The sequence below is a fragment of the Nitrospira sp. genome, from assembly GCA_030692565.1.
Classification (GTDB): domain Bacteria; phylum Nitrospirota; class Nitrospiria; order Nitrospirales; family Nitrospiraceae; genus Nitrospira_D.
The window spans coordinates 15,601-40,602 of record JAUYAO010000057.1; the positions used below are offsets into that span (position 1 = coordinate 15,601).

Sequence of the window (25,002 nt, forward strand, 5' to 3'; positions counted from 1 at the left end):
TATAAATTCATGCTCGCTCACACCACGGCCATGCTGGCCTTAGGAGTCACGCTGATCGGCCTCTCCGGCTGCGCCTCACATCCCTATGATCGTGGCGGCCATCCCTCCGGATATAACCGAGCCGACGTGGATCGGGATTATATGGAGTGTGAATACAAAGCCCGGCTGGCCAACGAACAACATTTCTACAGCCAGAGCTCTCCATTTCCCTTCGGCTCAGGCCCGCAGAGCCCCGCTGACCATGCGCGTGCGCTGCACGGTCTCTCGACGATCAACGCGATGCGCGATACCTGTCTGGCAGCCAAGGGTTATCGAGTGGAGTAGCGTGAGACCTGCGACTTATTTCGAGCCATGCTCCATAGGCTCTGCGCCCGTCCTGGCGCATTGACATCCCGCAGCGGCCTTCCTAAGATATCGCCTCCAACTGGTTCCGAGGCCATCATGACCGCCACCCCGCTCCAGGATCTCGCCAAGTCTCTCCACAACTGCCAGCGCTGCAAACTGGCCAAGCTGGGGCGCAGCCAGGTCGTCTTCGGCGTGGGAAACCCGCATGCCAGCATCATGTTCGTGGGGGAAGCCCCGGGGGCCAATGAGGATTTGAAGGGCGAGCCGTTTGTCGGCGCGGCGGGGAGAATTCTCAACGACCTCCTGCAGTCGGCCAATCTCTCACGCGATGATATTTACATTGCCAATGTCATCAAGTGCCGGCCGCCTGAAAACCGTGATCCCGAACTCGATGAAGTGGAAATCTGCAAGCCGTTCCTCCTGCAGCAAATTCAGCTGATTCGTCCGAAATTGGTCTGCACGTTGGGGAACTGGGCGACGCAAACGCTGCTGGAGCGGAAAGTCGGCATCACGAAGGTCAAGGCGCAGGCCTTCTACATGAAAGACTTTGTGCTGTTCCCGTTGCTCCACCCGGCGGCGGCACTGCATCAGGGTGGACTGCTCGACACGTTGAAAGCGGATTTCAAAAAGCTGAAGGAATTTCTCGACCGGAACACGAAACCGGCCGAGCCCACATCGCCCGCGTCACCGACAGCGCTGACTCTACAGATCGATCCGCCGCACCCGACACAAATGGATCTCTTCTAGAGCGTTCCCCATCAGCTCACAGGTTGGCACGGCGGATACACCGACTACGCTTTAGAGGATTGCCCCTCTGTCGTGGCGGCAGACTCGGCATGCTCCGCCTCATCTGCTTCTTCTTCGGCAGGTTGCTCTTCTTCCGGCACATCGAACCATTGCACCAGCATCTCATCCCACCAGCCCTCGGTCACCTCGTCGCCGGGATCGGTGCCCAGGAACGCGACGTCCTCTTTCTTCACATCGTGACCGACGAGCTGAGGCTGGAACTTCGCGCGATCGATCACTTCTTTCGTCGCATATCCGCCGATGATCCAGGCATCCGGATCAGCACGGCGCGACTTGTACGCCTTGAGTCCGATTTTTAAATACATGAACAGCTGTTGTTGGATCGGATCGGCGACACCGGACTGAGGCAAGCTCAAGGTCTTCTCGATCTTCTTCCGCCAATGCCGATCGTCATAGCGTGACGTGATCAGCTGCAACATTTGCTTTCCCAATTCAGCATCAAGCGCCATCTGTTGTCCCTTCACACAAACCGTCGTGATCTTGTCTGCGCTGTCTTCTGACTTACCGACCGTACATGGCCGTGAATGAGGCTTTTGCCAGAGCATTTTGCTTCAGATAATAGCCGACCATCGCCCCCGAAGCCTCCTGCTTCAGCGGAAGCTGATCCACTTTCAACGCGTAGAGCGTGAAGATATAGCGATGCGGCTTATCGCCCTGTGGCGGGCAGGGACCGCCATACCCGGGCTGGCCGAAATCCGTCATGCTTTGAATGCTCCCCTGCGGGGCGGATGGACTGTCAGCCTTGCCGGCTCCAGCAGGCAGCGAAGCCACGGTGGGGGCGATGTTGAAAATGACCCAATGCCACCAGCCGCTGCCGGTCGGGGCGTCAGGATCATAGACCGTCAAGGCAAAGCTCTTGGTGTCCTTCGGGGCATGCTCCCACTGCAGAAGCGGGGAGACATTCTGCCCCGTGCAGCCAAACCCGTTGAACACATGGTCATTGCCGATCGTACTGTGATCCTTGATCGTCGGACTCGTCAGCGAAAATTCTGCGGCCACGCCCGCGTTAGGAAATGCCAGTGCGGCCAGAATCATCATGCCCCATACCAGAAATTGCATGGTCAGCTCCCTCTTCATCATCCTAATTCCCCGCCACCATCAACTCGCCCAACTTCAGGCTCGGACTTGCAATCCGGCTACGAAACACCAGGTCGCTTCCCACCGTTTCAATGTCGGTGAACATCTGTTTCAAATTGCCGGCGATCGTAATCTCTTCGACGGGATACGCGAGCTCTCCGTTCTCGATCCAAAATCCGCAGGCCCCGCGGGAATAGTCCCCGGTCACCATGTTGATCCCAAATCCGATCAGCTCAGTCACGTACAGCCCCTCCTTAACCGACCCGATCATCTCCTGCAGTGTCTTCGTACCGGGAACCAGATAGAAATTCGTCGGTCCGACCGATGGACTCTCCCCCACACTCCGCGAGGCATTCCCGGTCGACGGCAGGCCCAACTTTTTGCCGGAATAGGAATCAAGCAGATAACTCTTCAGGACCCCCCGTTCGACGATCGTGTTCTTGCGTGTGGCCAACCCTTCGCCGTCAAATGGACGGGAGCCCAGCCCGCCTGCCATACGGCCATCATCGTAGATCGTGAGATGCTCCGACGCGATCCGATTGCCGAGTTGATCGAGGAGGAATGAGGCTCGTTTGTAGAGCGAATAGCCTGAAATTGCACTACAAAGATTACCGAGGAGACTTCCGGCGGCATCCTGATCGAAAATCACCGGCACCCGCTTCGTGGACACCTTGCGACCGCCAAGGCGGCGTAACGTCCGTCGCGCGGCTTCCTGGCCGATCGACTCGGGGGATGCCATCAGGCTGAACTTGCGCTGCACTTCATACCATGCATCCCGTTGCATCCCGCCGGTTGCGGCATCCGTGGCGATGGGAGAGACCGAAATAGAAAAGCTCGAGCTGCGGTACTCACCGACAAATCCATGGCTGTTGGCCAATACGACTCGGCCGGACGACGAGTCAAACTCGCCCCCCTCCGAATTCGTCATGCGCGGGTCCGCCGACAGGGCCGCAGACTCCGCCCGCTTCGCCAGATCGATCTGCCGATCGGTCCCAAGCTTGGTGCTGTCATAGAGGTCGAGATCCGGCCAGTCGGTCGCCATCTGCGACGCCTCGGGCAACCCCGACACCTCATCCGGCACCACCGCCTTTGCCAGCGTGCAGGTCTCATCGACCAGGCGATGCAATGAGTCGACAGAAAAGTCAGAGGTCGAGGTCGTTGCGGACCGCTTCCCGACAAACACCCGCAATCCCAACCGCTTCTCGCGAGCCTTGCTCAAGCGATCCACCACGCCGACACGCACCTGGACGGAAAAGGTTTCTCCGTCGGCAACCACGATGTCGGCCTCCATCGCGCCGCACTGTTTGGCCCGGGCGAGCACGTCCGCGGCCAATTGCGCATACCCGTTGGGCTGTTGCGGTAAGTTATTCATATTATCGCTGCGTCCCGCCGACGGTGATTTCATCAATCTTCAAGGTCGGCAATCCCACTCCGACCGGCACAGACTGGCCGTCCTTCCCGCAAGTCCCAATCCCATTATCCAACTTCAAGTCATGCCCGACCATCGAGACCTTCGTCAGGATTTCCGGACCGTTGCCGATCAGCGTCGCTCCTTTGACCGGCTTGGTAATTTTCCCGTCCTCAATCAAATAGGCTTCGCTCGCCGAGAACACAAACTTCCCGCTAGTGATGTCCACCTGCCCGCCGCCAAAGGATACGGCGTACAGCCCGCGCTTGACCGATTTCACAATATCGTCAGGATCCGATTCGCCGGCCAGCATGAATGTATTCGTCATCCGGGGGAGCACAATGCTTTGATAGCTTTCCCGCCGTCCATTACCGGTCAACGGAATGCCCATCAGCCGCGCGTTCAGTTTATCCGTGATGTAGCCGCGAAGAATCCCCTTCTCGATCAACACCGTGCGTCCGGTCGGCGTCCCTTCATCATCCATATTGAGCGAGCCGCGACGAAACGGGAGCGTGCCATCATCCACAATGGTGCAGACGTCGGAGGCCACACGCTTGCCGATCAAGTTGGAAAAAGCCGAGGTCTTCTTCCGATTGAAGTCTGATTCGAGTCCATGGCCGATCGCCTCATGCAGCAAAATGCCCGGCCATCCTCCTCCAAGCACCACCGGCATGACCCCTGCCGGCGCATCCACCGCAGAAAGATTCAGAATCGCCTCGCGAGCCGCTTCCCGGGCATATCCCAAATACCGACCCTCTTCCTGATAGAACTCAAATCCAACCCGCCCGCCCCCGCCGAAGGATCCCACCTGCCGATTGCCGTTTTCTTCGGCAATACAGGTGACTTGAAGTCGGGACAACGGCTGCACATCTCCGATCAACGTGCCATCCGATGTCGCCACGGCCACCACTTTATATTCCGTATTAAAGGAGGCCAGTACATTTTTGATACGCGGGTCGTAGCGCCGCGCCTCAGCGTCGATCGCATTGAGCAGCGCCACTCGATCCGCAGTCGCCACCTCGGCCTTCGCCCGTTCGACGGGATAGAGATCCCGCGTCGGCCGCCGCTGCGTCGGCACAGGCAGGCTGCGATCACCTTTGGGAGAATTTGCAATATAGCGAGCGGTATCGGCAGCGACTTCCAAATCTTTCTTCGTCAACTCGTCTGAGTAGGCAAATCCGGTTTTTTCTCCGGCTGTCGCCCGCACCCCGACGCCCTGGGAAATACTTTTCGACGCCCGTTTGACGATGCCCTCTTCCATGGAGACGGATTCCGACACCCGCGACTCGAAATAGAGATCGGCATAGTCCACGTCCCGGACATTGAGCCGGTCAAGGGCCTGGAATACTTCCAAGTCCGTCATGCCGAATTTTGCGAGCTGCCCGGAATCAGCCATCAATCACGCCCCTTTGTTTCTGTATGGGAACAAGCGCGGAGTATAGCCCATTCATTTCCGCAGCCGCAATGCAACGCATCTTAACTATTGACAGACCAAGGGCTTTTACTAAATAGCGTTTGACATTACCTACCCTCGTCAGTAAACTTTGGACACCTGCCATTGAGTCTTCACAGAAAGGACATCGATTCGTTTCCCATGTCACAAACACCGTCTTCATCCAACCTCGAAAGCCTTTCCGAGCAGGAATTGACGAGCAAATTAGAGCTGGAGCTCTTGCCCAAACACGTCGCCGTCATTATGGATGGCAACGGACGCTGGGCCGAGTTTCGCAGTCTGCCCCGCATTGCCGGTCATCGGGAGGGGATCAATTCCGTCCGCGAAATGATCACGCTGTCTCTCGAACTGGGCATTCAACACCTGACCATTTACGCATTCTCACAGGAGAATTGGAATCGACCGACACAAGAGATTTCCGCTCTAATGGGCCTCCTAGAGCATTACCTGTCCACCGAGCGAGCCAGCCTCATTGAGCAAGGCGTTCGCTTCCGCGCAATCGGACGACTCGATGCGCTTCCAGAGAGCGCCCGGCGGTGGGTCCGGACAACCGAACAGGAAACCGCGCATCTGAGCAAGCTGCATCTGACTGTGGCGCTCAGTTACGGTGGACGAACCGAGATCGTCGACGCCGTTCGCAGCATCGTGAAGGATGCACAGGCTGGATCGCTTCGGCCTGACCAGATTGACGAAACGCTGCTATCCCGCTATCTCTACACCCACCCGCTTCCTGACCCCGACCTGTTGATTCGCACCAGCGGCGAGACCCGCATCAGCAACTTCCTCCTCTGGCAACTGGCTTATACCGAGCTCTACTTCACCTCAACACCCTGGCCTGATTTTCGGCGACGTGAGTTTCTGCTTGCGTTGATCGAATATCAACGACGCGAGCGCCGTTTCGGCCGAGTCTTGAGCACCGTGTCCTCCTAACCGCACGTGGATAATCTCAGCCCAGTAGATGTGCATGGCAACCGGGGAACAGGACCGACTGCGCCAGCCTCCACGCCAGCTCGCCGCTTCGATGCCCGGCGTGTCTACACCGCACTGATCGGCATTCCGATCGTCTATGCCATCATTCGCTATTTGCCGCCATGGGGTTTGACCCTGTTAGTGGTCATAGGCGGAGCTATCGCTCTACTTGAGCTCACGCGCATGGGCTTCGGTGATCGTCGCAATCCGGCGCTGACCGGACTCGCGCTTGGACTCACGGCGCTCTTGATCGTTCGTCTCCACTGGGCGTTTTCGATAGAGGCCATCCTGCTATCGGGTCTCGCCGGCGCGCTGCTGGCGATGCTCTGGTCCTCAAATGTCATCACGTCCCGTTTCCACGATACAGCCGTCGCCCTATTCGGCCCCCTCTATATCGGACTCACACTCAGCACGCTTGTTTCAACACGCACCCTGCCATCCGGCGAATGGCTGATTGTGTTTATTGCCCTGGTGACCTGGGCCAGCGACATCGGCGCCTACTATGCAGGCACTCTTTGGGGACGCCATCCCCTGGCCCCGTCGATCAGCCCCAAGAAATCCATTGAAGGCCTGGCGGGTGGATTAGCCCTGGCCATGGCAGTCGCCCTCCTGACACAAATCTGGCTGGTCCCGCAGTTGACCATGGTTCACGCCGCGATGCTGGGCCTGCTGATGACCGGTACGGGCCTCGTAGGGGACCTCTGCGAATCGGCACTGAAACGCGCGGTGGGAGTGAAGGACTCCGGCGGCATTCTCCCCGGTCACGGCGGCATGCTCGACCGTTTAGATAGTCTCTTGTTCACCGCCCCCACCTTCTACTACTATGTGACATTAGTCTGCGGCCTTTCGCCGCTCCCTTAGCAGGAGACGTTATGAAGACCATCATCATCCTGGGCTCCACCGGTTCGATCGGCACGAATACCCTCGATATTGTTCAACGATTCCCCGATGAGTTTCGCGTTGCCGGACTCACCGCCGGCAACAATATCGATAAGCTGGAAGAACAGATTCGCACGTTCACCCCACGAGTGGTGGCCGTGTCACACGAAACCGCCGCAGCGACGTTACGGCAGCGCTGCGCGGGTCTGCCTGTCGAGATTCTGTCCGGCGAAGCAGGCATCGCTCAGGTCGCCTCCCTGCCGGAGGCCGAACTGGTGATCTCCGCCATTGTCGGAGCCGCCGGACTAGTGCCCACCCTCACCGCGATCCGCTCAGGAAAACATATCGCCTTGGCCAATAAGGAACCGATGGTCATGGCGGGCAAGCTGATGCAGGAGGAAGCCCACACACATGGCGTCAGGATCTTCCCGGTCGACAGCGAACACAGTGCGATCTTTCAGTCACTGGAAGGCCATCGCCTTGAAGACGTCCGTCGATTGATTCTCACGGCGTCCGGCGGAGCGCTCTGGACCGTGGCGAAAGAGGAGTTGCAACAGGTCACACCCGAGCGAGCGCTCAAGCACCCCAATTGGAAAATGGGCTCGAAGATTACCATCGACTCCGCCACACTGATGAATAAGGGCCTCGAAGTCGTCGAAGCCCGCTGGCTGTTCGACATCCCAGAATCCCGTATCGAAGTGATGGTGCATCGGGAAAGCATTATTCATTCGCTGGTCGAGTATGAAGACCGCTCCATGATCGCCCAATTGGGATTGCCGGACATGCGAACGCCGATCTCTTATGCGATGCGATACCCCGAACGGCTGCCGCTCGATCTGCCTTCGCTCGATTTGACGGAGATCGGCACGCTCAGTTTCTGCAAGCCGGACCATGACCGGTTTCCCTGCCTCAACCTGGGCTACGAGTCCCTCCGGACGGGGGGAACCATGCCGGCTACGATGAACGCAGCGAATGAGGTGGCCGTCGATGCCTTTTTGAACGGCGGCATCCGATTTACCGAGATCGCTGAAGTCATCCGCCAGACGATGGACGCCCATACGCCCAAAGCCGTGTCCTCTCTGGAGGACGCCCTGGAGGCCGATCGGTGGGCCAGAGAAAAAGCGGAATCTCTGGTCCATGCCCTCCCCCGTTGAAACATCGTTTTGAAAATCGGGCAATGAGTGTTAAGTTGATTCTGGCGTTACACATTCACCTCTAGATAATGAGTACACCCATGATGTTCGCATTCACCTGGTCTCCCGATACCCTCTGGATCCTGATGCAAAAAGCCTGGTGGTTCCTGGTCGTACTCGGCGTCCTCGTCGCATTCCACGAGCTCGGACACTTCTTGGCGGCCCGCTGGGTGGGCGTGAAAGTCCTCAAATTCTCTCTCGGGTTCGGCCCGAAAATTTTCGGGCGCCAGGTCGGCGAAACCGAATACCTCCTCTCGGCCATTCCCTTGGGTGGATACGTCAGACTGTTCGGCGAAGACGAAACGGAAGCGGCCACCCCGGAAGACCAGCGGCGATCATTCGCCCATCAGGGGTTATGGGGGAAAGTGTTGATCGTGGCAGCCGGCCCCGGTTTCAACTTCATTCTGGCCTATCTCATTTTTGCCGGATGGCTCTCGACGGGAGCGCCCTTGTTCGTTCCGACCTTCCGCGATCTCAGCCCGGACATTGAGGCGCTGGTGCCTGGCTCGCCTGCATCCGCAGCCGGCATGGAGATCGGCGACCATATTACCAAGGTGAACGGGAAAGAAATTTCCACGAGAACGGAGTTATTGGATGCGGTGGCTCACAGCAAAGGGGAAGCCCTTTCGCTGGAAATTAAACGCGGGGCACAAGTAAAACCGCTTTCCGTTATCCCGGTTCCCCTGCAAGGTCAGCCGACTCAGGCTGACGAGCCGATGTATACGATCGGGATTGAGGAGACTCCCCCTCTGGTTACCTCAGTCATGCACGGGTTACCGGCTGCCGTGGCAGGATTCCAGGCAGGAGATCGGGTCATCGGCATCGACGGCCAAACCATCTATACCTGGCTTCAGATGACGACGATTGTACGGGATAGCCCGAACAAATCGCTGCACGTTGATGTGCTACGTAATGGCCAACGCATCCCACTGGTCGTCACCCCAAGCGCTGAGAAAGCAACCGTCAACGGCCAATCCGTGGAGGTAGGCAAGATCGGCATCTCAGGACCTGGCCGGTCACTTATGCATGCGGACAATCCTCTCCAGGCCGTCTACCAAGGGCTCGATGCCACATGGGGATGGACCGAGCTTACCGCCATCGGGCTCTATAAGATGGTTGTCGGAGACATCTCGAGCAAGAACATCGGCGGCCCGTTGACGATCGCGAACATTTCAGGGGAAGCCGCCTCCCAGGGCGCCTCCAGCGTCATTTTCTTGATCGCCATTCTGAGCATCAATCTCGGCGTCCTGAATTTGCTTCCGATTCCGATTCTGGACGGAGGACACTTGCTCTTTTTCCTCATTGAAGGCATTCTGCGCAAACCGCTTGGCGACCGGCAGCGGGAAATTGCACAGCAAGCCGGGCTGGTCTTATTGGTTGGCGTGATGATCTTCGCCTTTTGGAATGACCTCGAACGTATCTTCCTCCGTTAACACCCTATGAAAACATCGCAACTCCTGATCCCCACGTTACGGGAAGCCCCCGGTGAGGCTGAAACAGTCAGTCACCGGCTCATGCTGCGCGCCGGCTTGATTCGAAAGGTCGCGTCCGGCATCTATACCTATCTCCCCCTCGGCCTGCGTGTCATCCGCAAGGTGGAACAGATTATTCGTGATGAAATGAATCGCGCCGGGGCGCAGGAACTTCTGATGCCCATGGCCTCGCCGGCAGAACTCTGGAAAGAAACCGGCCGGTGGGACTTCTACGGGAAAGAGCTGTTGCGTTTCAAAGACCGGCACGAACGGGATTTCTGCCTGGGCCCCACACATGAAGAAATCATCACAGACCTGTTTCGGCGGGAAGTAAAGTCCTACCGGCAGCTCCCGCTGAATTTCTACCAAATCCAGACCAAGTTTCGCGACGAGATCCGCCCGCGCTTCGGCCTGATGCGGGGCCGCGAGTTCTTGATGAAAGACGCCTACAGTTTCGACCGTGATGAGGCCGGAGCACGCGAAAACTATCAAAAGATGTACGACGCCTACCACCGGATCTTTACCCGATGCGGCCTCACATTTAGAGCCGTCGAGGCGGACACCGGGCTCATCGGAGGGAATTCCTCTCATGAGTTCATGGTCCTTGCGGCGACCGGCGAAGAGACGGTGGTCTATAGCGACAGCGGCACCTTCGCTGCCAATGTCGAACGCGCCGACGTCTTGCCTCCAGAGAGCGTGGACAGCACTGCCCCCCTTCCTCTCCGATCTGTCTCCACGCCGAATTGCCGCAGTATCGAAGAAGTGGCTGCATTTCTGAACATTCCGGCACACCGGCTTATCAAAACGCTCTTGTACTCGACCGGGAAAGAGACCGTAGCCGTACTGGTCCGCGGCGACCATGCAGTCAACGAGATCAAGCTCAAGAAAGCGCTGGGAGTCCCTGAAATCGAACCGGCAGGACCGGCAACAGTCGAAAAAGCCACCGGAGCACCGGTCGGATTTGCCGGACCCGTCGGCCTCAAGGGAATCAGAATATTTGCAGATCAGGCCATCCCCGCCCTCAAGAACGTGGTGGTCGGGGGCAATCAGCTCGACACCCACTATGTCGACGCTAATTGGGGCCGCGACTTTACGGCCGATCAGGTCCTCGATCTTCGGAACGCCCAGGCCGGCGATCCCTCACCAAAGAAAGACGGCACCCTCAAATCCACCAAAGGGATTGAGGTCGGCCATGTCTTCATGCTCGGCACTAAGTATAGCCAGACGATGAACGCAACATTTCTGGACGCGCAAGGGAAAGAATGCCTCGCCGTCATGGGTTGCTATGGGATCGGTGTCGGACGGTCCGCGGCAGCCTCTATTGAGCAGAACCACGACGAACGCGGAATTATCTGGCCCTACCCGATTGCTCCGTTCCATATCCACTTGATCCCCGTCAGCCAATCGGACAAGACAAATGAGATGACCATTCGTCTCTATGCCGAACTACAGGCAGCGGGATTCGAGGTCCTCTGGGATGATCGTGACGATCGGGCCGGAGTCAAATTCAATGATGCCGACCTCATTGGCGCCCCATTTCAAGTCGTCGTCGGAGACAAAGGCCTCACGGAAGGCGTCGTCGAGGTAAAAGTCCGGCGCACCGGCATCAAGACGCGCGTCACGCCCGCTGAGCTTGTCCAGCATCTCCATAGCGCTGTCCCTCACATCGATGCTGCCCCAGGCCCTCACTGATTCATACTTCGTCGACAGCGGGCCTGATTCGCACCTAACAAACTTGCCTTTTCCTTGCCTTCTCATTTGATTGGGCTACACTCACTCTCTAGAGAGACCGCCGCGTCATAACCGGCACTCGCAGCCATCAGATCGCTGCCACGCCTCGATTACATCGGATCACGAGCTGAGCGAAGAGGGAATCAGGAATGCAGGCCAAGCCGATGCCCAACAATCTCCAGGAGTTGCAACAAAAAGGCGAGTTCGCGGAACACGTCAAGAAGATCACCGCTCAAATTAACGCGGCCAGCGATCTCGACCAAATTCTTCTCGACCTGCATAAAGACATCCTGGGCCTGTTCGACGCCGAGGACCTCACCCTCTTTGCATTCGACTCAGAGAAGAAAGAAATCTTTTCCAAAGCCCTCCAAGTCGATGGCGTCCAAGAAGTCCGCATTCCCATCTCCGAACAAAGCCTTGCCGGTTTTTGCGCAAAATATCTCCGCCCGGTCAATATCGCCGATGCCTATAATATGGCCGAGCTCCAAGGCATCCACCCGGCCCTCCTTCATGACACATCTTACGACAAGAACACCGGGTTCAAGACCAAACAGGTCTTGACCTACCCGATTGTCGCCGACAACAAATACCTCATGGGCGTCCTCCAGCTGCTGAATAAAAAAAGCGGCAGCCGCTTTACCAGAAAAGATGAAGAGTCGGTCGCCGAGATCGCCAAGGCCCTCGGCATTGCCTTTTTCAACCTACGGAAGTCCACAAAGAAGAATCCCACAAAATTCGACCACCTCATCGGCAGCGGAAAGATTACGCAGAACGACCTGGAAAACGTCCTCGCTGAAGCGCGCAAAGGCACCAGCGATCTCGAAAGCATCCTGATCGAAAAATATAAAGTGCCGAAACTCGACATCGGCAAATCGTTCGCTCAATTCTACAAGTGCCCGTATATCGAGTTCAGCGAACGCACCCTGGTCGACATCGAACTCCTCAAGAATCTGAACGTCGACTACCTGAGAAAAAATCATTGGATGCCGCTGAAACGCGATCGCACGGCCATCGAGATTCTGACTGATGACCCCGGCGATCTCGACCGAGTTCAAGACATTAAGCGAACATTCCCCGGCTTAAACATCCGCTTTGCGGTCAGCTTACGGCGGGACATCGCACAGTTCCTGGCTTCCGCCACCGGCCAAAGCGATGCAGGAGGGAGCGGCGGAGGCCGAAAACTCGACGAAAACGTCTCAGACATTCTCGGCGAGCTCGTCACGGAAGCTCAAGCCGAAGCCATGGAAGATGCGTCGGCCGGGGGTGGCCTTGATGAAAACGACAGCGCCATCGTTCGTCTTGCCAACCAGATCATCGCTGACGCCTTCAGACAGAACGCCTCGGATATTCATATCGAGCCCTACGGGGAAAAACGCGAGACACTCGTCCGGTTCCGTGTCGACGGCGATTGCTTCGAATACATGAAAATCCCCCAGAGCTACCGGCGCGCGATCGTGTCCCGCTTGAAAATCATGGCCAGCTTGGACATCGCCGAACGGCGCAAGCCGCAGGACGGCAAAATTAAGTTCAAGCTCAGCGAGACCAAAGAGATTGAGCTCCGCGTCGCCACCATTCCGACATCCGGATATAACGAAGATGTCGTCATGCGTATCTTGGCCGCCAGTGAACCCTTGCCGCTCGACAAGATGGGGTTCTCGGACCGCAATCTCAAAGGCATTAAAGATATTTCTGAAAAACCCTACGGCATCATTCTCTGCGTCGGACCGACCGGATCAGGAAAAACCACCACGCTCCATTCCGTGCTGGGGAATATCAATACTCCGGACATTAAGATCTGGACCGCCGAAGACCCCGTCGAAATTACCCAATATGGCCTGCGCCAGGTCCAAGTTCAGCCCAAGATCGGCTTTACTTTTGCCACTGCGATGCGGGCCTTCCTCCGCGCCGACCCCGATGTGATCATGGTCGGAGAAATGCGCGATAAAGAGACCGCCGATACCGGCATCGAAGCCTCGCTCACCGGACACTTGGTGCTCAGCACCTTGCACACCAACAGCGCCGTGGAAACCGTGACCCGTCTCCTGGACATGGGCTGCGACCCCTTCAGCTTTGCCGATGCCATGCTCGGTGTGCTCGCCCAGCGGTTGGCTCGGCGCATCTGCAAAGATTGCAAAGAACAGTATGTGGGTTCGCCCGAAGAATACGAAGAGCTTCGGCAGGGCTATGGCGCCGAGCGCTGGGACAAACTGGGCATTAAGCAGGACAACACGTTCCGTCTTTCTCGCGGGAAAGGGTGCGAGGTCTGTAATCGCACGGGCTATAAAGGACGCGTGGCACTCCACGAACTCCTGCTTGGATCGGACAACATTAAGCGGATGGTCCAGCAGAAAGCCCGCACCGAGGACATGCTGCACTGTGCAATGGATGAAGGCATGACGACCCTCGTCCAGGACGGCATCCAAAAAGTATTGCTCGGTCAAACGTCCTACAAAGAAGTCAAAGCCGTCGCTATCAAGTAGGATGACGCCCCTCTCATGCGGAGCCGCTTGCGCACGCAAGCGGCTCCGCAACCCCCTCCCCCACTTTCTGCCTTCGACAAAATCAGGTACACTAGCGCCATGAATCCCCCTGCATCGATATTAAGGCTGCTCGTTTTGCCCATGGCTCTCTCCGCCTCGGGCTGTGAGACCGCCGATCACGTCCTGACAAGTGCCGAAAAGGTGCTCGGTAGCCAAACGGGAAAAACCGTCGTCAGCATTGCCGGAGGCAAAGACCCCAAACAAGTCCTCAAGGAACACACCGACGCATATCAGCGCGACCCTGAATCCGTCTTGCGCGATATACGAACCTTGCAGCGCGACTTCGAGACCATCATGGCCGCTTTGACCGGTCGGGTCCGCCAAACATGGGGGGAGAAAGAAATAAAGGTTCCGGAGCAGAAGAAATACGTCAAGTACACCCAGAACTATATGAGCCGAGCAGTCGTCGACTTTGATAGCGGGACGATCGTGATTGAAACACTGGACGACAAGGCTCCCAAAGACAGCCTGAAAAATGCCCTCGTCACCACACTCCTGACCCCCGATGATCCTCGATCCGTCGATCTCTTTTCCGACAAGGCTGTCACGCTCACCAGCGACAAGCCGCCTTACCTCCTAGGCCTGGTTGTGGACCAAGAGGGGCGAGCGATCAAGACTCCGGCGCAAGCGGAAGCCTTTGCGACGTTTACGGTCGAAAACCACGCAAAGCTGCGATCGATTGATCAGAACGGCGTAGCCAAACAGGCCCTCCTCGCAGAAATTAAGATGGTCGCCAACTTCTCGAACAGGCAGGCTGAAAAATACCGCAGCACGGTCATCCGGTATGCCGAACAGTTCAAGGTCAGTCCCAGCTTGATCTTTGCGGTGATTCGCACAGAAAGCAATTTCAACCCCTTTGCCGTCAGCTCCGCACCGGCCTTTGGGCTCATGCAGCTCGTGCCCAGCAGCGGGGGACGCGATGCCTACAAGAAAGCCAAGGGCAAAGACTCCATTCCCTCTCGAGACTACCTCTTCGACCCCGAGAACAATATCGAGCTGGGCAGTGCCTATCTCAATGTCCTGTCCTATAACCTGCTGGAGCGCATCGAGAACCAGGTGGCCAGAGAATATTGCGTGATTTCAGCCTATAACACCGGTCCGCGCAACGTGTTCAAATCATTTGCTCAGGATCAAACCGCTGCCATCAACCAAATCAATTCACTTCAACCTCCGGCCGTCTATGACCGGCTACGAGCGAATCTGCCCTATCAAGAAACCCGCGACTATCTCGCCAAAGTCGTCGGCTTTCGCAAGCAATTTATTGCCGTATCCGGAGAAGGCGTCAAGTAAGCAGCGCCTGTCCATACCCCTGCAAGCTCGGAGGGGCCCCACTCTCCATACGAATGTTACGGGTGACAATCCAAATCTAGCGAGGCTGCCGTTCAGATGTGCCTGCACCTGGGGACAGTGACGAAGCAGATGCTCCACGGCTAACACACTTGTCCAACCGTGTCGCTGCGACCGGTGAGAGTAAAGAGAACTCGACCCCGAAGACGGAATCCTTCACCCACCGAACCGTCGCCCGATCGATAAAGGTTGATACCCGCTGATGCGGCAATCGTAAACTGATCGCAATCTCATCACCCGGAGCCACCACTGCCTCACTCAACATTCTGGCACCTGCAACTGAGAGATCGCACACCACCCCAAGACCGCCACGATTGACCGTCGCCCATTTCTTCAGTCCGACCAAGGCATAGGAGCAGGGAAATGGAGCTGAAACTCGGAGACGTGGGTTGCGCCGCCGTGAGGAAATCTCATGTGTCGTGATCCGGGAATTCGCCAAGGCCGACCTCGCTTATCTGATCCCTCTTGAGAACACCGTCATATATCGTCGAAGCCGCCCATGGGAGGTACTCGACAACCGCTGAAAGGCCAGTCCGTATATCTGATCTTTCGCCCAGCGAACCGTGGCAATAGCAATCTCCGCAGGAGCCGCTTGCCGCGGCAACCGAACCAGCAACGACACCTGGTCGCCAGGCTTGATGGGGGCTTCCGTACTGACCCGCATTCCCCGCAATGAAAGGTCGTACACAACACCCGGACCATGAACAGACTTTCCAAACCAGCGCTGCTCATCACGCCAGGCAAGTTCGCAGGCAATGGGGGTAGGAATACGCACTCGAGGGTGCCGACGAAACTTGTTCAGCATCGAAGGGCGTGATGTGCTCGTCGGCATAACTGAAACCTCTCAATTGACTGTATCTCACCCTCTTCTCCCCTCAAATACTTTTTTTGAATCTCACCATCCTCCAAGATTCTGTCCTGCCCCTCACGCTGAGAATACCGTGCGACAGCAGACCTGAAGGCCGCATGAACCCGGCAGAAACTTCCGCCTGAGGGAACAATATGCTCTGCCCTTCGCAAGTCCATCGACAATTGCGCCAATCGGCGTGCATCTCCGACACACCGTAGTGGCACGAAAGTTGGACATGATGCCGCCCATGATCATCCAACATGCCATTCAACTGTTGACCCAGGACGTTGCCCCTCTGGGTGCTCTCTCCGCTCCTCTTGTCAGCTGGTATGGCTCTACAGGCCTGACGATATTCTTCCTTTGGCAAGTCGCCCGGCTGTATCAGCTATCGACACAGACCGCGCAACCGTTCGCGCGTGTGACACGCTGCTTAGATAAACTGGCCCAAGAACGCTTGCAACTCGACCAGGACGGATTGACGCTCAACCCTCCAGGAGCCTTGAAAAGCAGAACGCAAGAACCGCCGCCACACTTGGACCGACGGGACGGGAAGGATTTTCAGCTTATCGATACGACATTTCAGCGAGAGCCCTGGCTATCCCCTGCCTGGAAGCAATACCGGAAGACGCTCGTGACGGAACAGGTCGCCTGGTACATCGAACCCCGCATATTTAGCTCTCGTTCCGCCCAGGAACTCTTCTCGCTTGAAACCATCTTTCGAGGAAAGCTGAATCTCGCCTGGTATCAACAAGTGCCGTCCCTCCTGACAGGGATCGGCCTCCTACTCACATTTATTGCGCTCCTCGTAGGCCTTAGCAAGCTACACGCCGACGGTCACGGCATTGCCGGAATTCAAGGCCTCATCAACGGGCTCGCCGGAAAATTCCTGACCTCGATCGTCGGGCTTGTCTGCGCAACCGCCTTTACCCTGATAGAGAAGCCGCTCATGTTTCGCTTGTTCTCGGCCCACCAGCAATGCACTCACTTGATTGATGATCTGTTTCCGCGAAAAACACTGGAACAGATCCTCGAAGGAATGACGGGGACCCTGCGTCGACCCTCTTCGCTGGAACAGGGATCGAAATATGCTCCCCCCCTACCCTATCAGCCAGCAACTGACACACTCACCCAACCCTTGAAGGCAATGACGAAATCGGTGGATGCCCTGACGCAAGAAATTCGCGCGCACCTACAGGCCGGGAGCGCGCCGCCAGCCACCTATCCAATCGACTCCATCGCCAAAGCTTTCGCTCCGCTTATCCAACAGCTCGCGCTCGCATTGGCGCAACTGCCGCAACGATCTGAGCCTCCACCAGCCCAGCGTTTGTCTTTACCCCAAGGGGTCGATGATCTGGTGGATGATTTAACCTCCAGAATCACTCAGACGCCCCATTCCACAACGGGAGCGCCAGCTCGCCAGCCGCAAGGATGGCTGCAGCGACTCCGCACCTCGACACATCGACTCGCGCCTCTTTCAGGAATCACACAAAGTAGAACTATCAAATCCCGTGATCCACGATGAGATGTCCCCGGACTTCCTAAACCACTGAGAAGACATTCCCCATGTACCCGAATAACCCCGGCTCCCATTCGACAATTTCCCACACGACGACCAACGGGCTCATGGACTTGATGACGTCACTCGCCATTATTTTCGTCCTACTCCTTGCAGCCTCACTCGCACCACAAGCAGCCCAGGACGCTCCGACCCACACACCAACGCCTCCCCAAACTACCGTCGCCGACCCCGCGACGCCGCTCACGAGCAACGTTCAAACCTTGCTCTACGAGCACTTCGCGCAATTCGGACTCTCCGTGGACAACGACCCGCATGATCCACTGCTCATGAGGATCGTCATCCCCGAAGATCTGCTCAATTTCGACTCTGGGAAAAGCACCTTGACGCCGCAGGCTGATCGATTTCTCACCGACATGATGCCACGCTATGCCGTCCTCGTATGCGGGCCGCTTGAGTCCCATGTCGACTCAGTCGTGATTGAAGGACATACCGATGATCGCGGCGACGACGCGATGAACTTGCGATTGAGCCAAGAACGCTCCTTCCGCGTGATGACGAAGGGCCTCGAGGTCATCGACCGCACAGAGCCAACCGTCTCACCGTGCTTCCAACGGCTGACATCGGCGAGTGGCCGAGGCCGGCAAGACCTCATCGCTGATCCTGCGACCGGAGTGGATCGAGAGAAAAGCCGCCGCGTTATCTTCAAACTTCGTCTCCGGTCCGCTCCGATACCACACACTCTTCCACATACATCCTAGTCGGTCGAGATGCCGCTTTGACTGAGTCTCCGCATCGTGGTACGGTACATCACGATCTCCGAGAGGCAGCTACATCGCTCTCCTTCACGCCGTACCCTATCAAGATGTCGGTTTGCGTGAGTGAGTTAGGTGGCTCCACACAGAATCGGCTGCGTGTCTGTGCCCCGGCCGATACCAGCCCTATCTCACTGACGAGACGACCAAGGAGGACACTATCGCACGCGCAGGAAAAACAACGATGGCGAAACGCGACCGTGAGAAGTCGCTTCAAACGAAGCGGAAAGAAAAGGAAGAAAAGCGTGCGCAGCGGAAAGGTGAAAAAGACGACCGCACGTCAATTCCTGCAGGAGAAGATCCGGATTTGGAAGGATTGCAGTGGGGGCCGCAGCCGCCCCTGTATTAGCACGGGAGCATGCGCGGGCCGTACAGACGGCCCGCGCCGCGCCTTAGGCAGGACGGACAAACCGATCGTCGCCAAGTGCCCCCCGTAACCGCTGGGTCACAAGTCGACGGAACTCTACTTTCTGTTTCAGAATCAGCGCCAAGCCCTCCGCATCCACTAACACCAGCAGATCATCCTCAACGACCAGCGTTCTCGCTTGATCCCCGAGATTGACGCGATACTGCGTGCGGCCATCGGGATTCCGGCCGGTCCCCGTGACGAGTTCGGTAAGCCCATCAATGACACCCTCCTGATTGTCCGTCCGCAACCGCACCTTGGTTCCATCAGGAATTCTGACCCACGGTGCGCTGGGCTTGACCGGGAGGCTTTGCGTCTCAGGCATGACGTTCCCTTCCAATAGTAGATTGATCAACGAGCGATCCATTCGCACACTCTGGCTCTAATTCCCTGTGGCGCCTTGAATAGGCTGCGCCGGTCTGTGCGTTCCATGGCTCATCGGCCTGCGTTCGCGAAACCCTGCCGGACGCCCTTGAGCCGGCCGCGCTGGCCGCTGCGCAGGACGTCCCTGCCCGCGCGGATCCAACGATGGCCGTGCACTCCCCGCGGCGACCGGCACGGCATGTCCCAACAACTGCTCGATCGCCCGCAACTGCAAACCATCCTCCGACGTGACAAAGCTTGTGGCTCGTCCGGTCGTTTTCATGCGAGCCGTGCGGCCGATACGATGCACATAGTCTTCCGGGCAATTCGGCAAGTCAAAATTGATGACGTGCCCGATATTCGCCACATCAATCCCTCGCGCAGCAATATCCGTTGCCACCAGAATGCGGAACGTGCCGCGCTTAAATCCATCGAGGGCCGCACGGCGCTGGGAGAGACTCCGGTCACCATGGAGAACGGCCACTTTATGCCCCTCTTGCCCCAACACCCGGCCCAACTTGTCCGCTCGATGTTTTGTGCGTGTGAAGACCAAGACCGTTTCCTGCTCCTGTCCGAGGAGCGACACCAACAAGGAAGCCTTGCTGTCGTGGGTGGTGTGATGCAACGCCTGGGTCACGCCATCGGCCGTCGTGGCTGACGGACTTACCATGACACGCACAGCATTATGTACGCTGACCTGGACTAACCTGGTAAGGTCGGCCGGCAATGTGGCAGAGAACAACAACGTCTGCCGTTCGACCGGCAACGCATCGAGGATCTGGTTGATCTGCGGAGCAAATCCCATGTCCAACATGCGATCAGCCTCGTCCAACACCAAAATCTTGATCGGAGCCAGGTTGATCGTGCCGTTCCACATATGATCGAGCAATCGACCGGGAGTCGCCACCAGAATATCCGGCTGTTGCCGGAGCCCGCGAACCTGCGCCTGCATATCAGCGCCGCCCATAATCACCGTGGCGGAAATGCGACGGCCACGCCCGAGCTTATCGATCGTGGCAAGAATCTGTAACGCCAATTCTCTGGTAGGCGCTAAAATCAGCGCTTGCGGCTGCCCCTTCGGCAATGCCGCCAGTCGCTCAATCATCGGAATGGCAAACGCCGCGGTCTTGCCCGTGCCCGTCTGCGCACACCCGATCACATCTCGCCCGGCAAGCGCAGGCGGAATCGCTTGCATCTGAATCGGGGTTGGTGCCGTGTACCCGGCCTTAATAAGATCCTGCAACATCGCCTCAGACAAGCCGAGACCCTGAAAACTCTCGTGAACAAACGTATCCACTACACTATCCTTTCAGTTTGATCGCATTATGACGGGATCAGAGAACCGAGGGGAGAGAGCACCAGAACGATGCAGCTCCAAACTGGACCTGGTCGCGATGCGATCGCGAAGTCCGTTATGGTTTGAGCAGTGATTCGCCGGACTACTACGAGATCAATGTAGGCACACCATACAGCATGCCTCTTCAGGCGTCAACTTCTTGCACCCAACCGGCACCGATGCGCCCGCATGCCGACCCGATACCAGCGTTCGCCATCGCGGCCTATCTATGCTATCGTAAGTGATTATGAATGCGGGTTCTATCGAGAAACAGCCAATGACGACGGACATACAGGCACTGCGTCTGGCTCGCCGTTATCATGTCGGCTGGACCGTCGTCCTCTTCCTCTCCATCGTGGTGGGGGCACTCCTCGCAATCCCAACCTATGCCTACTTCTACGATTACTCCTGGCTAGATTGGACATTGTTCGGCATCCTCTACCTCATCAGCGGCCTTGGAATCACCGTAGGCTATCATCGCCTTATGTCGCACCGCAGCTTTGATTGCCCTAACTGGGTGAAAGGCGCGCTGCTTATCGCGGGCGCGTGGGCGCTGCAAAACAGTGCCATCAAATGGACGGCAGACCACCTTCGCCACCATGCCCAATGCGATCAGGAAGGCGACCCCTATAATGCGAAGCTAGGATTCTGGCATAGCCACTGCGGCTGGCTCTTTGCGGAGCGGAAGTATGATGACGTGCAGTATGCCTCCCGCGTCGCGCAAGATCCGGTAGCCATCTGGCAACATAAATACTACGCACTCATCGTGCTGAGCGGCCTGGCTCTGACATTTGTCATCGGATTCATGGCGAACGGGCTGGTCGGCGGCATCGGATGCTTTCTGCTCGCCGGCGTAGGAAGGACCTTCGCGGTCCTCAACTCCACTTTTTGCATCAATTCCATTTGCCACATCTGGGGCCGTCAACCCCATGGAACGAAGGATTCCAGCCGCGACAGCTGGTTTGTCTCCTTGATTACGTTCGGAGAGGGATACCACAACTACCATCACATGTATCCGAGCGACTACCGCAACGGACACAATTGGTACGACTTTGACCCGTCAAAATGGCTCATTTACGTGTTGTACCTGCTCGGACTTGCCAGCGGGCTCCGAACAGCATCGGCTGCGGAGAACAGCCCGTCACGGCAACCCTAATCTCCCTCGCAGACTCGGCTTCTGTCGTCTTTCCCTCGCCACGCAGTTTGACTCAGACCAGGCCGCGTGCTACAGTGACAATCCGTACGAGCTCCCTTTCCCGTTGCGCGCTTCACTCCCCTCACTCCCGTCTCCGCGCGATCGTTCCTGTAACCTGACCGCTCTTACGCCCCTATCTCCAGAGGGACAGTCTCACTGTCTCCCGAGGGGGGATCACCGACCCCAATCGCGGAACCAGCACCGTCGACGATGTAGGACCCTGAGAACAGTCCCGTAGCCCAGCACAAGGAGTACGCCATGAAAATCTCGACAGTGTGGAAAGGTCGCAAGACCGGCAAGAAGAAAAACCGGGCCGTGTTGAAACCGAAAATCCGGTGGCAACTCCTGGGACTCACCGATCCGAAGCTGACCGAGCAGTCCTCTTCCATCGAAACCATACGCCGGGAAGTGTCCTCACTGGCCAGCTCAGGATTCGGACCGGCCACACGTTCGCGGGTGACGGCGCAAGAAAGCAAATCACAGGGAAGAAACAACCGGCCGGCAGAGAGCCGACCCAGACGTCGCGGCGCGACCGAATAACCAGCGCATCGACAGGTCGAGAGGCAGAGAATCATGATTCCGATGCAGCATCTCATGCACTGGCTGACACAGAATCCCCTTGGAGCGGCCACACTGCTGTATATGGCAAGCGTGGCAGGAGTGCTCATCTATGCCTACTTTGAGCCGCGCGACCAGCATTAGCCTACTGAGCGTACCGTCTCAGTACTTCAAAAGAACTGCGCAGGGGGATCGTGGGAAAGCGTGTCGTATACGTCGGGGGACTGACCGAGTCTGTGTCGGATAACGGACTACGCGACCTGTTTAACAAATACGGTACGGTCGCCCGTGCCTATATTGTGCGTCACAAAAATACCGACATCTCAGCCGGCTACGGCTTTGTGGAAATGGCATCTGCCGAACAGGCGTTGAAGGTTGTCGTCGCCCTTGAGGGCGCACTCCTCGACGGTCAATGCCTCCGGCTCTACGTCACACCCCACGCGTCCCACGCCGCCTGACACTGAGCCGCACCACTAATCGGAGGACATATGGGCCGAACGAATCTTGACCTCCTTATGACGTTTCCAGACGGATCACACCTGGTCATCAGCACCCAATGCTCGCGGGATGGAGAATTTTCCTGCGCGCTCTATACCGCCAAGATCGGAGAAGATGATCACGCGGACTTTCAAGTCATCTCCAACCATCTGTCAGCGCCGACCTGTCAAAGCGCACAAGCGCACGCGTACGACTACGCTATCCGGCATTTTCCTCGCGCAGACGCGCTGAAGAAACCCCCCTATCTCATATGGGCCGGCCCCCCCTCAGCGGTTGTTCAATAATTTTTGAGTGTAGTGAATTGGAATGTAGCGGACATTAACCTAGGAGATTTGTCATGACACCAGCAGAACAGATTACGAAGATGACCGCCGCGATTAAACAAGCGATCAAGGTGATGGGAGATCGGTTCGGGTCGACTGAAACCGACGTGGCGAAGGCGATTGAAGATCTTAAGGCCTCAATGCAGTCCGACAGCACCAAGGCGACACCACTCTCCTGATCTCCGTCTCATTGCCCGTGATCTGAGCGGCACGTCACGCCGCCGTTCAGATCATGACGAAGCACTCTCACCACTCAAGGCCGATAGACTGGAATCTCACTCGCAGGGGCTACGCGGGCGCGCAGTTGGGATACTGCTATTTCAACAGGCGGTTCTTCTGACCCCCGGCCACCGTGTCATTGCCAGCGACGGGCTTGGATCCGCATGGCCCGTTGATTCCTAGCGAGCTCCTGCAACACTCCATTAACGCGAACGGTTCAGAAAATCGGATCGGCCTGGACCTGGCGTCGCTGCTTGCATCTGATTCATGTGCTGCTGCAACTCTCTCAGTGCCTGACCGATCTGCTTCACTGAACAATGACGCAGCGCATGGATATTCTTCCCCGTCCAGATCCGCATCCCCTTCCGGGATGGAGAATTCATTGTCAGGACAAACGTCTGCGATGTGTTTTTCATTTTGTCTCCCGTCACGCGTGCGGCCCGCCATCTTGCTTTCGAACCGGCCATCGATTGCGATATCATCCCAACAACCCTTTCAGACTGCTTGAAATACCATAAGTAGATCTTTCAACACCCAGGTTGTTTGCTCCACAATTCAAACGCCACGTCCCCACCCTCAACCTCCTCCTCTTCCAGTCCTCGCGGTCGATGACCCGGGAACTCGCGCCCGGGTCCGAACAGACGGAGGAGGAACCGCCCTATTGGCTTCGATTCCCGGGTCCGTCGCCTCACCGCAAAGGAGGCAGCGCCACCCCACCACCGCGTCGGCACAAAATGGTTCGTTCATCGACGTAATGATCATCAGGCCCTGACAACGTGGACATTTCATAGTACCCCCCATCAGATGACGGCATGGCAGAAAAGCGTGTACCGCATGCACAGCCACTTGCTCTCCAAAAATCGGACCGTCACCGAGCCGATCCGCAGCCCCTTCAGGGGCTGCAGAAGGACTTCCGATCCCAGTGGCCATGCGCTCAATACTGGGAAGCGCCTTGGCTCGTACTCCTTGTCCGCTCTGCGCCCTGGCAGCTCTGCTCAGCCAAGAGTCGCTGTCCGGCACTCGCGTCCTTTGGAATTCTCGCCAGACACGATTTCAGTGTGTCCTCCACTGAGCCCGATGCCAGGACATTCATCTCGCCCGTAGCGATCGGAGCGGCCGACTGCATCTCACGAGGATCTGCCGCTTGGCCCTCGCCGGTCGGCCCTATCGCACTCACCACCAGACATCCCGTCAAAACAAGTTGCTTCATGAACAACTGGATTTTCATGGTTTCTTCCTCCTCGGTCGGATTGTGTAGGGCCCTTGGTGGCGCTTCATGCCGGGCCCGCTCACTGAAGCGCAGATGACGATTGCCCCGGTCTCGTTTCCCTATCGTGAGCCTGGGTGCTCTGCCGCCGGACAGATGTCGACCGCACAACAACCGCGGAATTCGACGCACCCACGCCTACCCAATATGAAGGAATGAAACCAGACCGTCTTTCTAGAAGCGGTGGAGACCGGGGAATCAGACGCGCAGAAAAGAAAAATAGACGGGATGCGCGAGGGATGGGACAGTCGGCGTCACTCACACCGCCATACATTCACCCTACGAGCCGCATCGGCGAGAGTCAATGCACGGATAATGCGAAGGCCTCGCAACAAGGCGATTCCGTGAGCAGAATAATTATTCTTCCTGAGATTCCAATCCACGTCCAAGCTGAGATATCTTGGCGTTTTCGACAATGCCCCTCGTCACAGCTAG

Annotated in this window: 26 protein-coding genes; 17 read left to right on the forward strand and 9 right to left on the reverse strand. The window is 57.2% G+C overall.

What is annotated here, in order from left to right; genetic code table 11:
* The first annotated feature begins 9 nt into the window (after window positions 1-9).
* On the forward strand, window positions 10-324 hold the full coding sequence (locus Q8N04_15785; protein ID MDP3092135.1) for a hypothetical protein: 315 nt from the start codon (window positions 10-12) through the stop codon (window positions 322-324).
* 117 nt (window positions 325-441) lie between these two features.
* Window positions 442-1,092: a uracil-DNA glycosylase gene (locus Q8N04_15790; GenBank protein ID MDP3092136.1), complete on the forward strand. Its 651-nt coding sequence runs from the start codon at window positions 442-444 to the stop codon at window positions 1,090-1,092.
* Between the two features lie 44 nt (window positions 1,093-1,136).
* Here the strand turns inward: Q8N04_15790 and Q8N04_15795 are convergent, their stop codons facing one another.
* From Q8N04_15795 to tldD, 4 genes are read right to left on the reverse strand one after another with little or no spacing between them, the layout of a single operon-like run.
* The gene (locus tag Q8N04_15795) at window positions 1,137-1,601 is read right to left on the reverse strand and encodes a hypothetical protein (GenBank protein ID MDP3092137.1); all 465 of its coding nucleotides are present in this window, start codon (window positions 1,599-1,601) and stop codon (window positions 1,137-1,139) included.
* A 52-nt stretch (window positions 1,602-1,653) separates the two neighbouring features.
* On the reverse strand, window positions 1,654-2,211 hold the full coding sequence (locus Q8N04_15800; protein MDP3092138.1) for a YbhB/YbcL family Raf kinase inhibitor-like protein: 558 nt from the start codon (window positions 2,209-2,211) through the stop codon (window positions 1,654-1,656).
* A 22-nt stretch (window positions 2,212-2,233) separates the two neighbouring features.
* Entirely contained in the window at window positions 2,234-3,601 is a 1,368-nt protein-coding gene (locus Q8N04_15805; protein MDP3092139.1) for a metallopeptidase TldD-related protein, read from the reverse strand.
* Window position 3,602: 1 nt separating this feature from the next.
* Complete coding sequence (gene tldD, locus Q8N04_15810) at window positions 3,603-5,033, reverse strand: metalloprotease TldD (protein MDP3092140.1); 1,431 nt, start codon at window positions 5,031-5,033, stop codon at window positions 3,603-3,605.
* A gap of 198 nt (window positions 5,034-5,231) precedes the next feature.
* On the opposite strand from tldD, the gene Q8N04_15815 reads away from it, so the two are divergent.
* The 7 genes from Q8N04_15815 (at window position 5,232) to Q8N04_15845 (ending at window position 15,164) form a co-directional block, all read left to right on the forward strand.
* Window positions 5,232-6,020 (forward strand): isoprenyl transferase, encoded by a 789-nt coding sequence (locus tag Q8N04_15815; protein ID MDP3092141.1) that lies wholly within the window; start codon window positions 5,232-5,234, stop codon window positions 6,018-6,020.
* Between the two features lie 6 nt (window positions 6,021-6,026).
* Complete coding sequence (locus Q8N04_15820) at window positions 6,027-6,920, forward strand: phosphatidate cytidylyltransferase (protein MDP3092142.1); 894 nt, start codon at window positions 6,027-6,029, stop codon at window positions 6,918-6,920.
* Between the two features lie 11 nt (window positions 6,921-6,931).
* Window positions 6,932-8,092, forward strand: coding sequence for a 1-deoxy-D-xylulose-5-phosphate reductoisomerase (locus tag Q8N04_15825; GenBank protein ID MDP3092143.1), 1,161 nt, complete (start codon window positions 6,932-6,934; stop codon window positions 8,090-8,092).
* 80 nt (window positions 8,093-8,172) lie between these two features.
* On the forward strand, window positions 8,173-9,564 hold the full coding sequence (gene rseP / locus Q8N04_15830; GenBank protein MDP3092144.1) for an RIP metalloprotease RseP: 1,392 nt from the start codon (window positions 8,173-8,175) through the stop codon (window positions 9,562-9,564).
* A 6-nt stretch (window positions 9,565-9,570) separates the two neighbouring features.
* Window positions 9,571-11,295: a proline--tRNA ligase gene (locus Q8N04_15835; protein ID MDP3092145.1), complete on the forward strand. Its 1,725-nt coding sequence runs from the start codon at window positions 9,571-9,573 to the stop codon at window positions 11,293-11,295.
* Window positions 11,296-11,483: 188 nt separating this feature from the next.
* Window positions 11,484-13,814 carry a GspE/PulE family protein gene (locus Q8N04_15840; protein MDP3092146.1) on the forward strand — a complete coding sequence of 777 codons (2,331 nt, stop codon included), beginning with the start codon at window positions 11,484-11,486 and terminating at the stop codon, window positions 13,812-13,814.
* A gap of 141 nt (window positions 13,815-13,955) precedes the next feature.
* Window positions 13,956-15,164, forward strand: a complete 1,209-nt coding sequence (locus Q8N04_15845; protein MDP3092147.1) for a murein transglycosylase domain-containing protein — start codon at window positions 13,956-13,958, stop codon at window positions 15,162-15,164.
* A 508-nt stretch (window positions 15,165-15,672) separates the two neighbouring features.
* Here Q8N04_15845 and Q8N04_15850 read toward each other — a convergent pair.
* The gene (locus Q8N04_15850) at window positions 15,673-16,053 is read right to left on the reverse strand and encodes a PilZ domain-containing protein (GenBank protein ID MDP3092148.1); all 381 of its coding nucleotides are present in this window, start codon (window positions 16,051-16,053) and stop codon (window positions 15,673-15,675) included.
* A 649-nt stretch (window positions 16,054-16,702) separates the two neighbouring features.
* Here Q8N04_15850 and Q8N04_15855 point away from each other — a divergent pair.
* The 3 genes from Q8N04_15855 to Q8N04_15865 all read left to right on the forward strand — a co-directional run bounded on the left by Q8N04_15855 (window position 16,703) and on the right by Q8N04_15865 (window position 18,751).
* Complete coding sequence (locus Q8N04_15855; protein MDP3092149.1) at window positions 16,703-17,593, forward strand: hypothetical protein; 891 nt, start codon at window positions 16,703-16,705, stop codon at window positions 17,591-17,593.
* 41 nt (window positions 17,594-17,634) lie between these two features.
* Window positions 17,635-18,348: an OmpA family protein gene (locus tag Q8N04_15860; GenBank protein ID MDP3092150.1), complete on the forward strand. Its 714-nt coding sequence runs from the start codon at window positions 17,635-17,637 to the stop codon at window positions 18,346-18,348.
* A gap of 238 nt (window positions 18,349-18,586) precedes the next feature.
* Complete coding sequence (locus tag Q8N04_15865) at window positions 18,587-18,751, forward strand: hypothetical protein (GenBank protein MDP3092151.1); 165 nt, start codon at window positions 18,587-18,589, stop codon at window positions 18,749-18,751.
* Between the two features lie 43 nt (window positions 18,752-18,794).
* On the opposite strand, the gene Q8N04_15870 is transcribed toward Q8N04_15865, so the two are convergent.
* Window positions 18,795-19,133, reverse strand: a complete 339-nt coding sequence (locus Q8N04_15870) for a hypothetical protein (GenBank protein MDP3092152.1) — start codon at window positions 19,131-19,133, stop codon at window positions 18,795-18,797.
* Window positions 19,134-19,190: 57 nt separating this feature from the next.
* On the reverse strand, window positions 19,191-20,468 hold the full coding sequence (locus Q8N04_15875; protein ID MDP3092153.1) for a DEAD/DEAH box helicase: 1,278 nt from the start codon (window positions 20,466-20,468) through the stop codon (window positions 19,191-19,193).
* A gap of 316 nt (window positions 20,469-20,784) precedes the next feature.
* Here Q8N04_15875 and Q8N04_15880 point away from each other — a divergent pair, with 316 nt between their 5' ends.
* From Q8N04_15880 to Q8N04_15900, 5 genes are all read left to right on the forward strand, one after another.
* Window positions 20,785-21,663 carry an acyl-CoA desaturase gene (locus tag Q8N04_15880; GenBank protein MDP3092154.1) on the forward strand — a complete coding sequence of 293 codons (879 nt, stop codon included), beginning with the start codon at window positions 20,785-20,787 and terminating at the stop codon, window positions 21,661-21,663.
* A gap of 297 nt (window positions 21,664-21,960) precedes the next feature.
* Window positions 21,961-22,242, forward strand: coding sequence for a hypothetical protein (locus Q8N04_15885; protein MDP3092155.1), 282 nt, complete (start codon window positions 21,961-21,963; stop codon window positions 22,240-22,242).
* A gap of 33 nt (window positions 22,243-22,275) precedes the next feature.
* Window positions 22,276-22,404, forward strand: coding sequence for a hypothetical protein (locus tag Q8N04_15890; GenBank protein MDP3092156.1), 129 nt, complete (start codon window positions 22,276-22,278; stop codon window positions 22,402-22,404).
* A 50-nt stretch (window positions 22,405-22,454) separates the two neighbouring features.
* Window positions 22,455-22,718, forward strand: coding sequence for an RNA-binding protein (locus tag Q8N04_15895; protein ID MDP3092157.1), 264 nt, complete (start codon window positions 22,455-22,457; stop codon window positions 22,716-22,718).
* Window positions 22,719-23,095: 377 nt separating this feature from the next.
* Window positions 23,096-23,260 carry a hypothetical protein gene (locus Q8N04_15900; GenBank protein ID MDP3092158.1) on the forward strand — a complete coding sequence of 55 codons (165 nt, stop codon included), beginning with the start codon at window positions 23,096-23,098 and terminating at the stop codon, window positions 23,258-23,260.
* A gap of 243 nt (window positions 23,261-23,503) precedes the next feature.
* Here Q8N04_15900 and Q8N04_15905 read toward each other — a convergent pair whose 3' ends face one another.
* Together Q8N04_15905 and Q8N04_15910 are read right to left on the reverse strand one after the other, a co-directional pair.
* On the reverse strand, window positions 23,504-23,716 hold the full coding sequence (locus Q8N04_15905; GenBank protein MDP3092159.1) for a hypothetical protein: 213 nt from the start codon (window positions 23,714-23,716) through the stop codon (window positions 23,504-23,506).
* Window positions 23,717-24,234: 518 nt separating this feature from the next.
* Window positions 24,235-24,528 carry a hypothetical protein gene (locus tag Q8N04_15910; GenBank protein MDP3092160.1) on the reverse strand — a complete coding sequence of 98 codons (294 nt, stop codon included), beginning with the start codon at window positions 24,526-24,528 and terminating at the stop codon, window positions 24,235-24,237.
* Window positions 24,529-25,002: the final 474 nt, after the last annotated feature.

What these genes read in the sequence shown, in the direction of transcription:
- Q8N04_15900 (MDP3092158.1), top strand. Translation starts at nt 23,096, where the DNA reads ATGACACCAGCAGAACAGATTACGAAGATGACCGCCGCGATTAAACAA.
- Q8N04_15890 (MDP3092156.1), top strand. Translation starts at nt 22,276, where the DNA reads ATGATTCCGATGCAGCATCTCATGCACTGGCTGACACAGAATCCCCTT.
- Q8N04_15885 (MDP3092155.1), top strand. Translation starts at nt 21,961, where the DNA reads ATGAAAATCTCGACAGTGTGGAAAGGTCGCAAGACCGGCAAGAAGAAA.
- Q8N04_15785 (MDP3092135.1), top strand. Translation starts at nt 10, where the DNA reads ATGCTCGCTCACACCACGGCCATGCTGGCCTTAGGAGTCACGCTGATC.
- Q8N04_15880 (MDP3092154.1), top strand. Translation starts at nt 20,785, where the DNA reads ATGACGACGGACATACAGGCACTGCGTCTGGCTCGCCGTTATCATGTC.
- Q8N04_15840 (MDP3092146.1), top strand. Translation starts at nt 11,484, where the DNA reads ATGCAGGCCAAGCCGATGCCCAACAATCTCCAGGAGTTGCAACAAAAA.
- Q8N04_15805 (MDP3092139.1), bottom strand. Translation starts at nt 3,601, where the DNA reads ATGAATAACTTACCGCAACAGCCCAACGGGTATGCGCAATTGGCCGCG.
- Q8N04_15870 (MDP3092152.1), bottom strand. Translation starts at nt 19,133, where the DNA reads ATGCCTGAGACGCAAAGCCTCCCGGTCAAGCCCAGCGCACCGTGGGTC.
- Q8N04_15850 (MDP3092148.1), bottom strand. Translation starts at nt 16,053, where the DNA reads ATGCCGACGAGCACATCACGCCCTTCGATGCTGAACAAGTTTCGTCGG.
- Q8N04_15860 (MDP3092150.1), top strand. Translation starts at nt 17,635, where the DNA reads ATGTACCCGAATAACCCCGGCTCCCATTCGACAATTTCCCACACGACG.
- Q8N04_15795 (MDP3092137.1), bottom strand. Translation starts at nt 1,601, where the DNA reads ATGGCGCTTGATGCTGAATTGGGAAAGCAAATGTTGCAGCTGATCACG.
- Q8N04_15825 (MDP3092143.1), top strand. Translation starts at nt 6,932, where the DNA reads ATGAAGACCATCATCATCCTGGGCTCCACCGGTTCGATCGGCACGAAT.
- rseP (MDP3092144.1), top strand. Translation starts at nt 8,173, where the DNA reads ATGATGTTCGCATTCACCTGGTCTCCCGATACCCTCTGGATCCTGATG.
- Q8N04_15815 (MDP3092141.1), top strand. Translation starts at nt 5,232, where the DNA reads ATGTCACAAACACCGTCTTCATCCAACCTCGAAAGCCTTTCCGAGCAG.
- Q8N04_15790 (MDP3092136.1), top strand. Translation starts at nt 442, where the DNA reads ATGACCGCCACCCCGCTCCAGGATCTCGCCAAGTCTCTCCACAACTGC.
- Q8N04_15910 (MDP3092160.1), bottom strand. Translation starts at nt 24,528, where the DNA reads ATGAAAATCCAGTTGTTCATGAAGCAACTTGTTTTGACGGGATGTCTG.
- Q8N04_15845 (MDP3092147.1), top strand. Translation starts at nt 13,956, where the DNA reads ATGGCTCTCTCCGCCTCGGGCTGTGAGACCGCCGATCACGTCCTGACA.
- Q8N04_15905 (MDP3092159.1), bottom strand. Translation starts at nt 23,716, where the DNA reads ATGAAAAACACATCGCAGACGTTTGTCCTGACAATGAATTCTCCATCC.
- Q8N04_15835 (MDP3092145.1), top strand. Translation starts at nt 9,571, where the DNA reads ATGAAAACATCGCAACTCCTGATCCCCACGTTACGGGAAGCCCCCGGT.
- Q8N04_15800 (MDP3092138.1), bottom strand. Translation starts at nt 2,211, where the DNA reads ATGCAATTTCTGGTATGGGGCATGATGATTCTGGCCGCACTGGCATTT.
- Q8N04_15865 (MDP3092151.1), top strand. Translation starts at nt 18,587, where the DNA reads ATGGCGAAACGCGACCGTGAGAAGTCGCTTCAAACGAAGCGGAAAGAA.
- tldD (MDP3092140.1), bottom strand. Translation starts at nt 5,033, where the DNA reads ATGGCTGATTCCGGGCAGCTCGCAAAATTCGGCATGACGGACTTGGAA.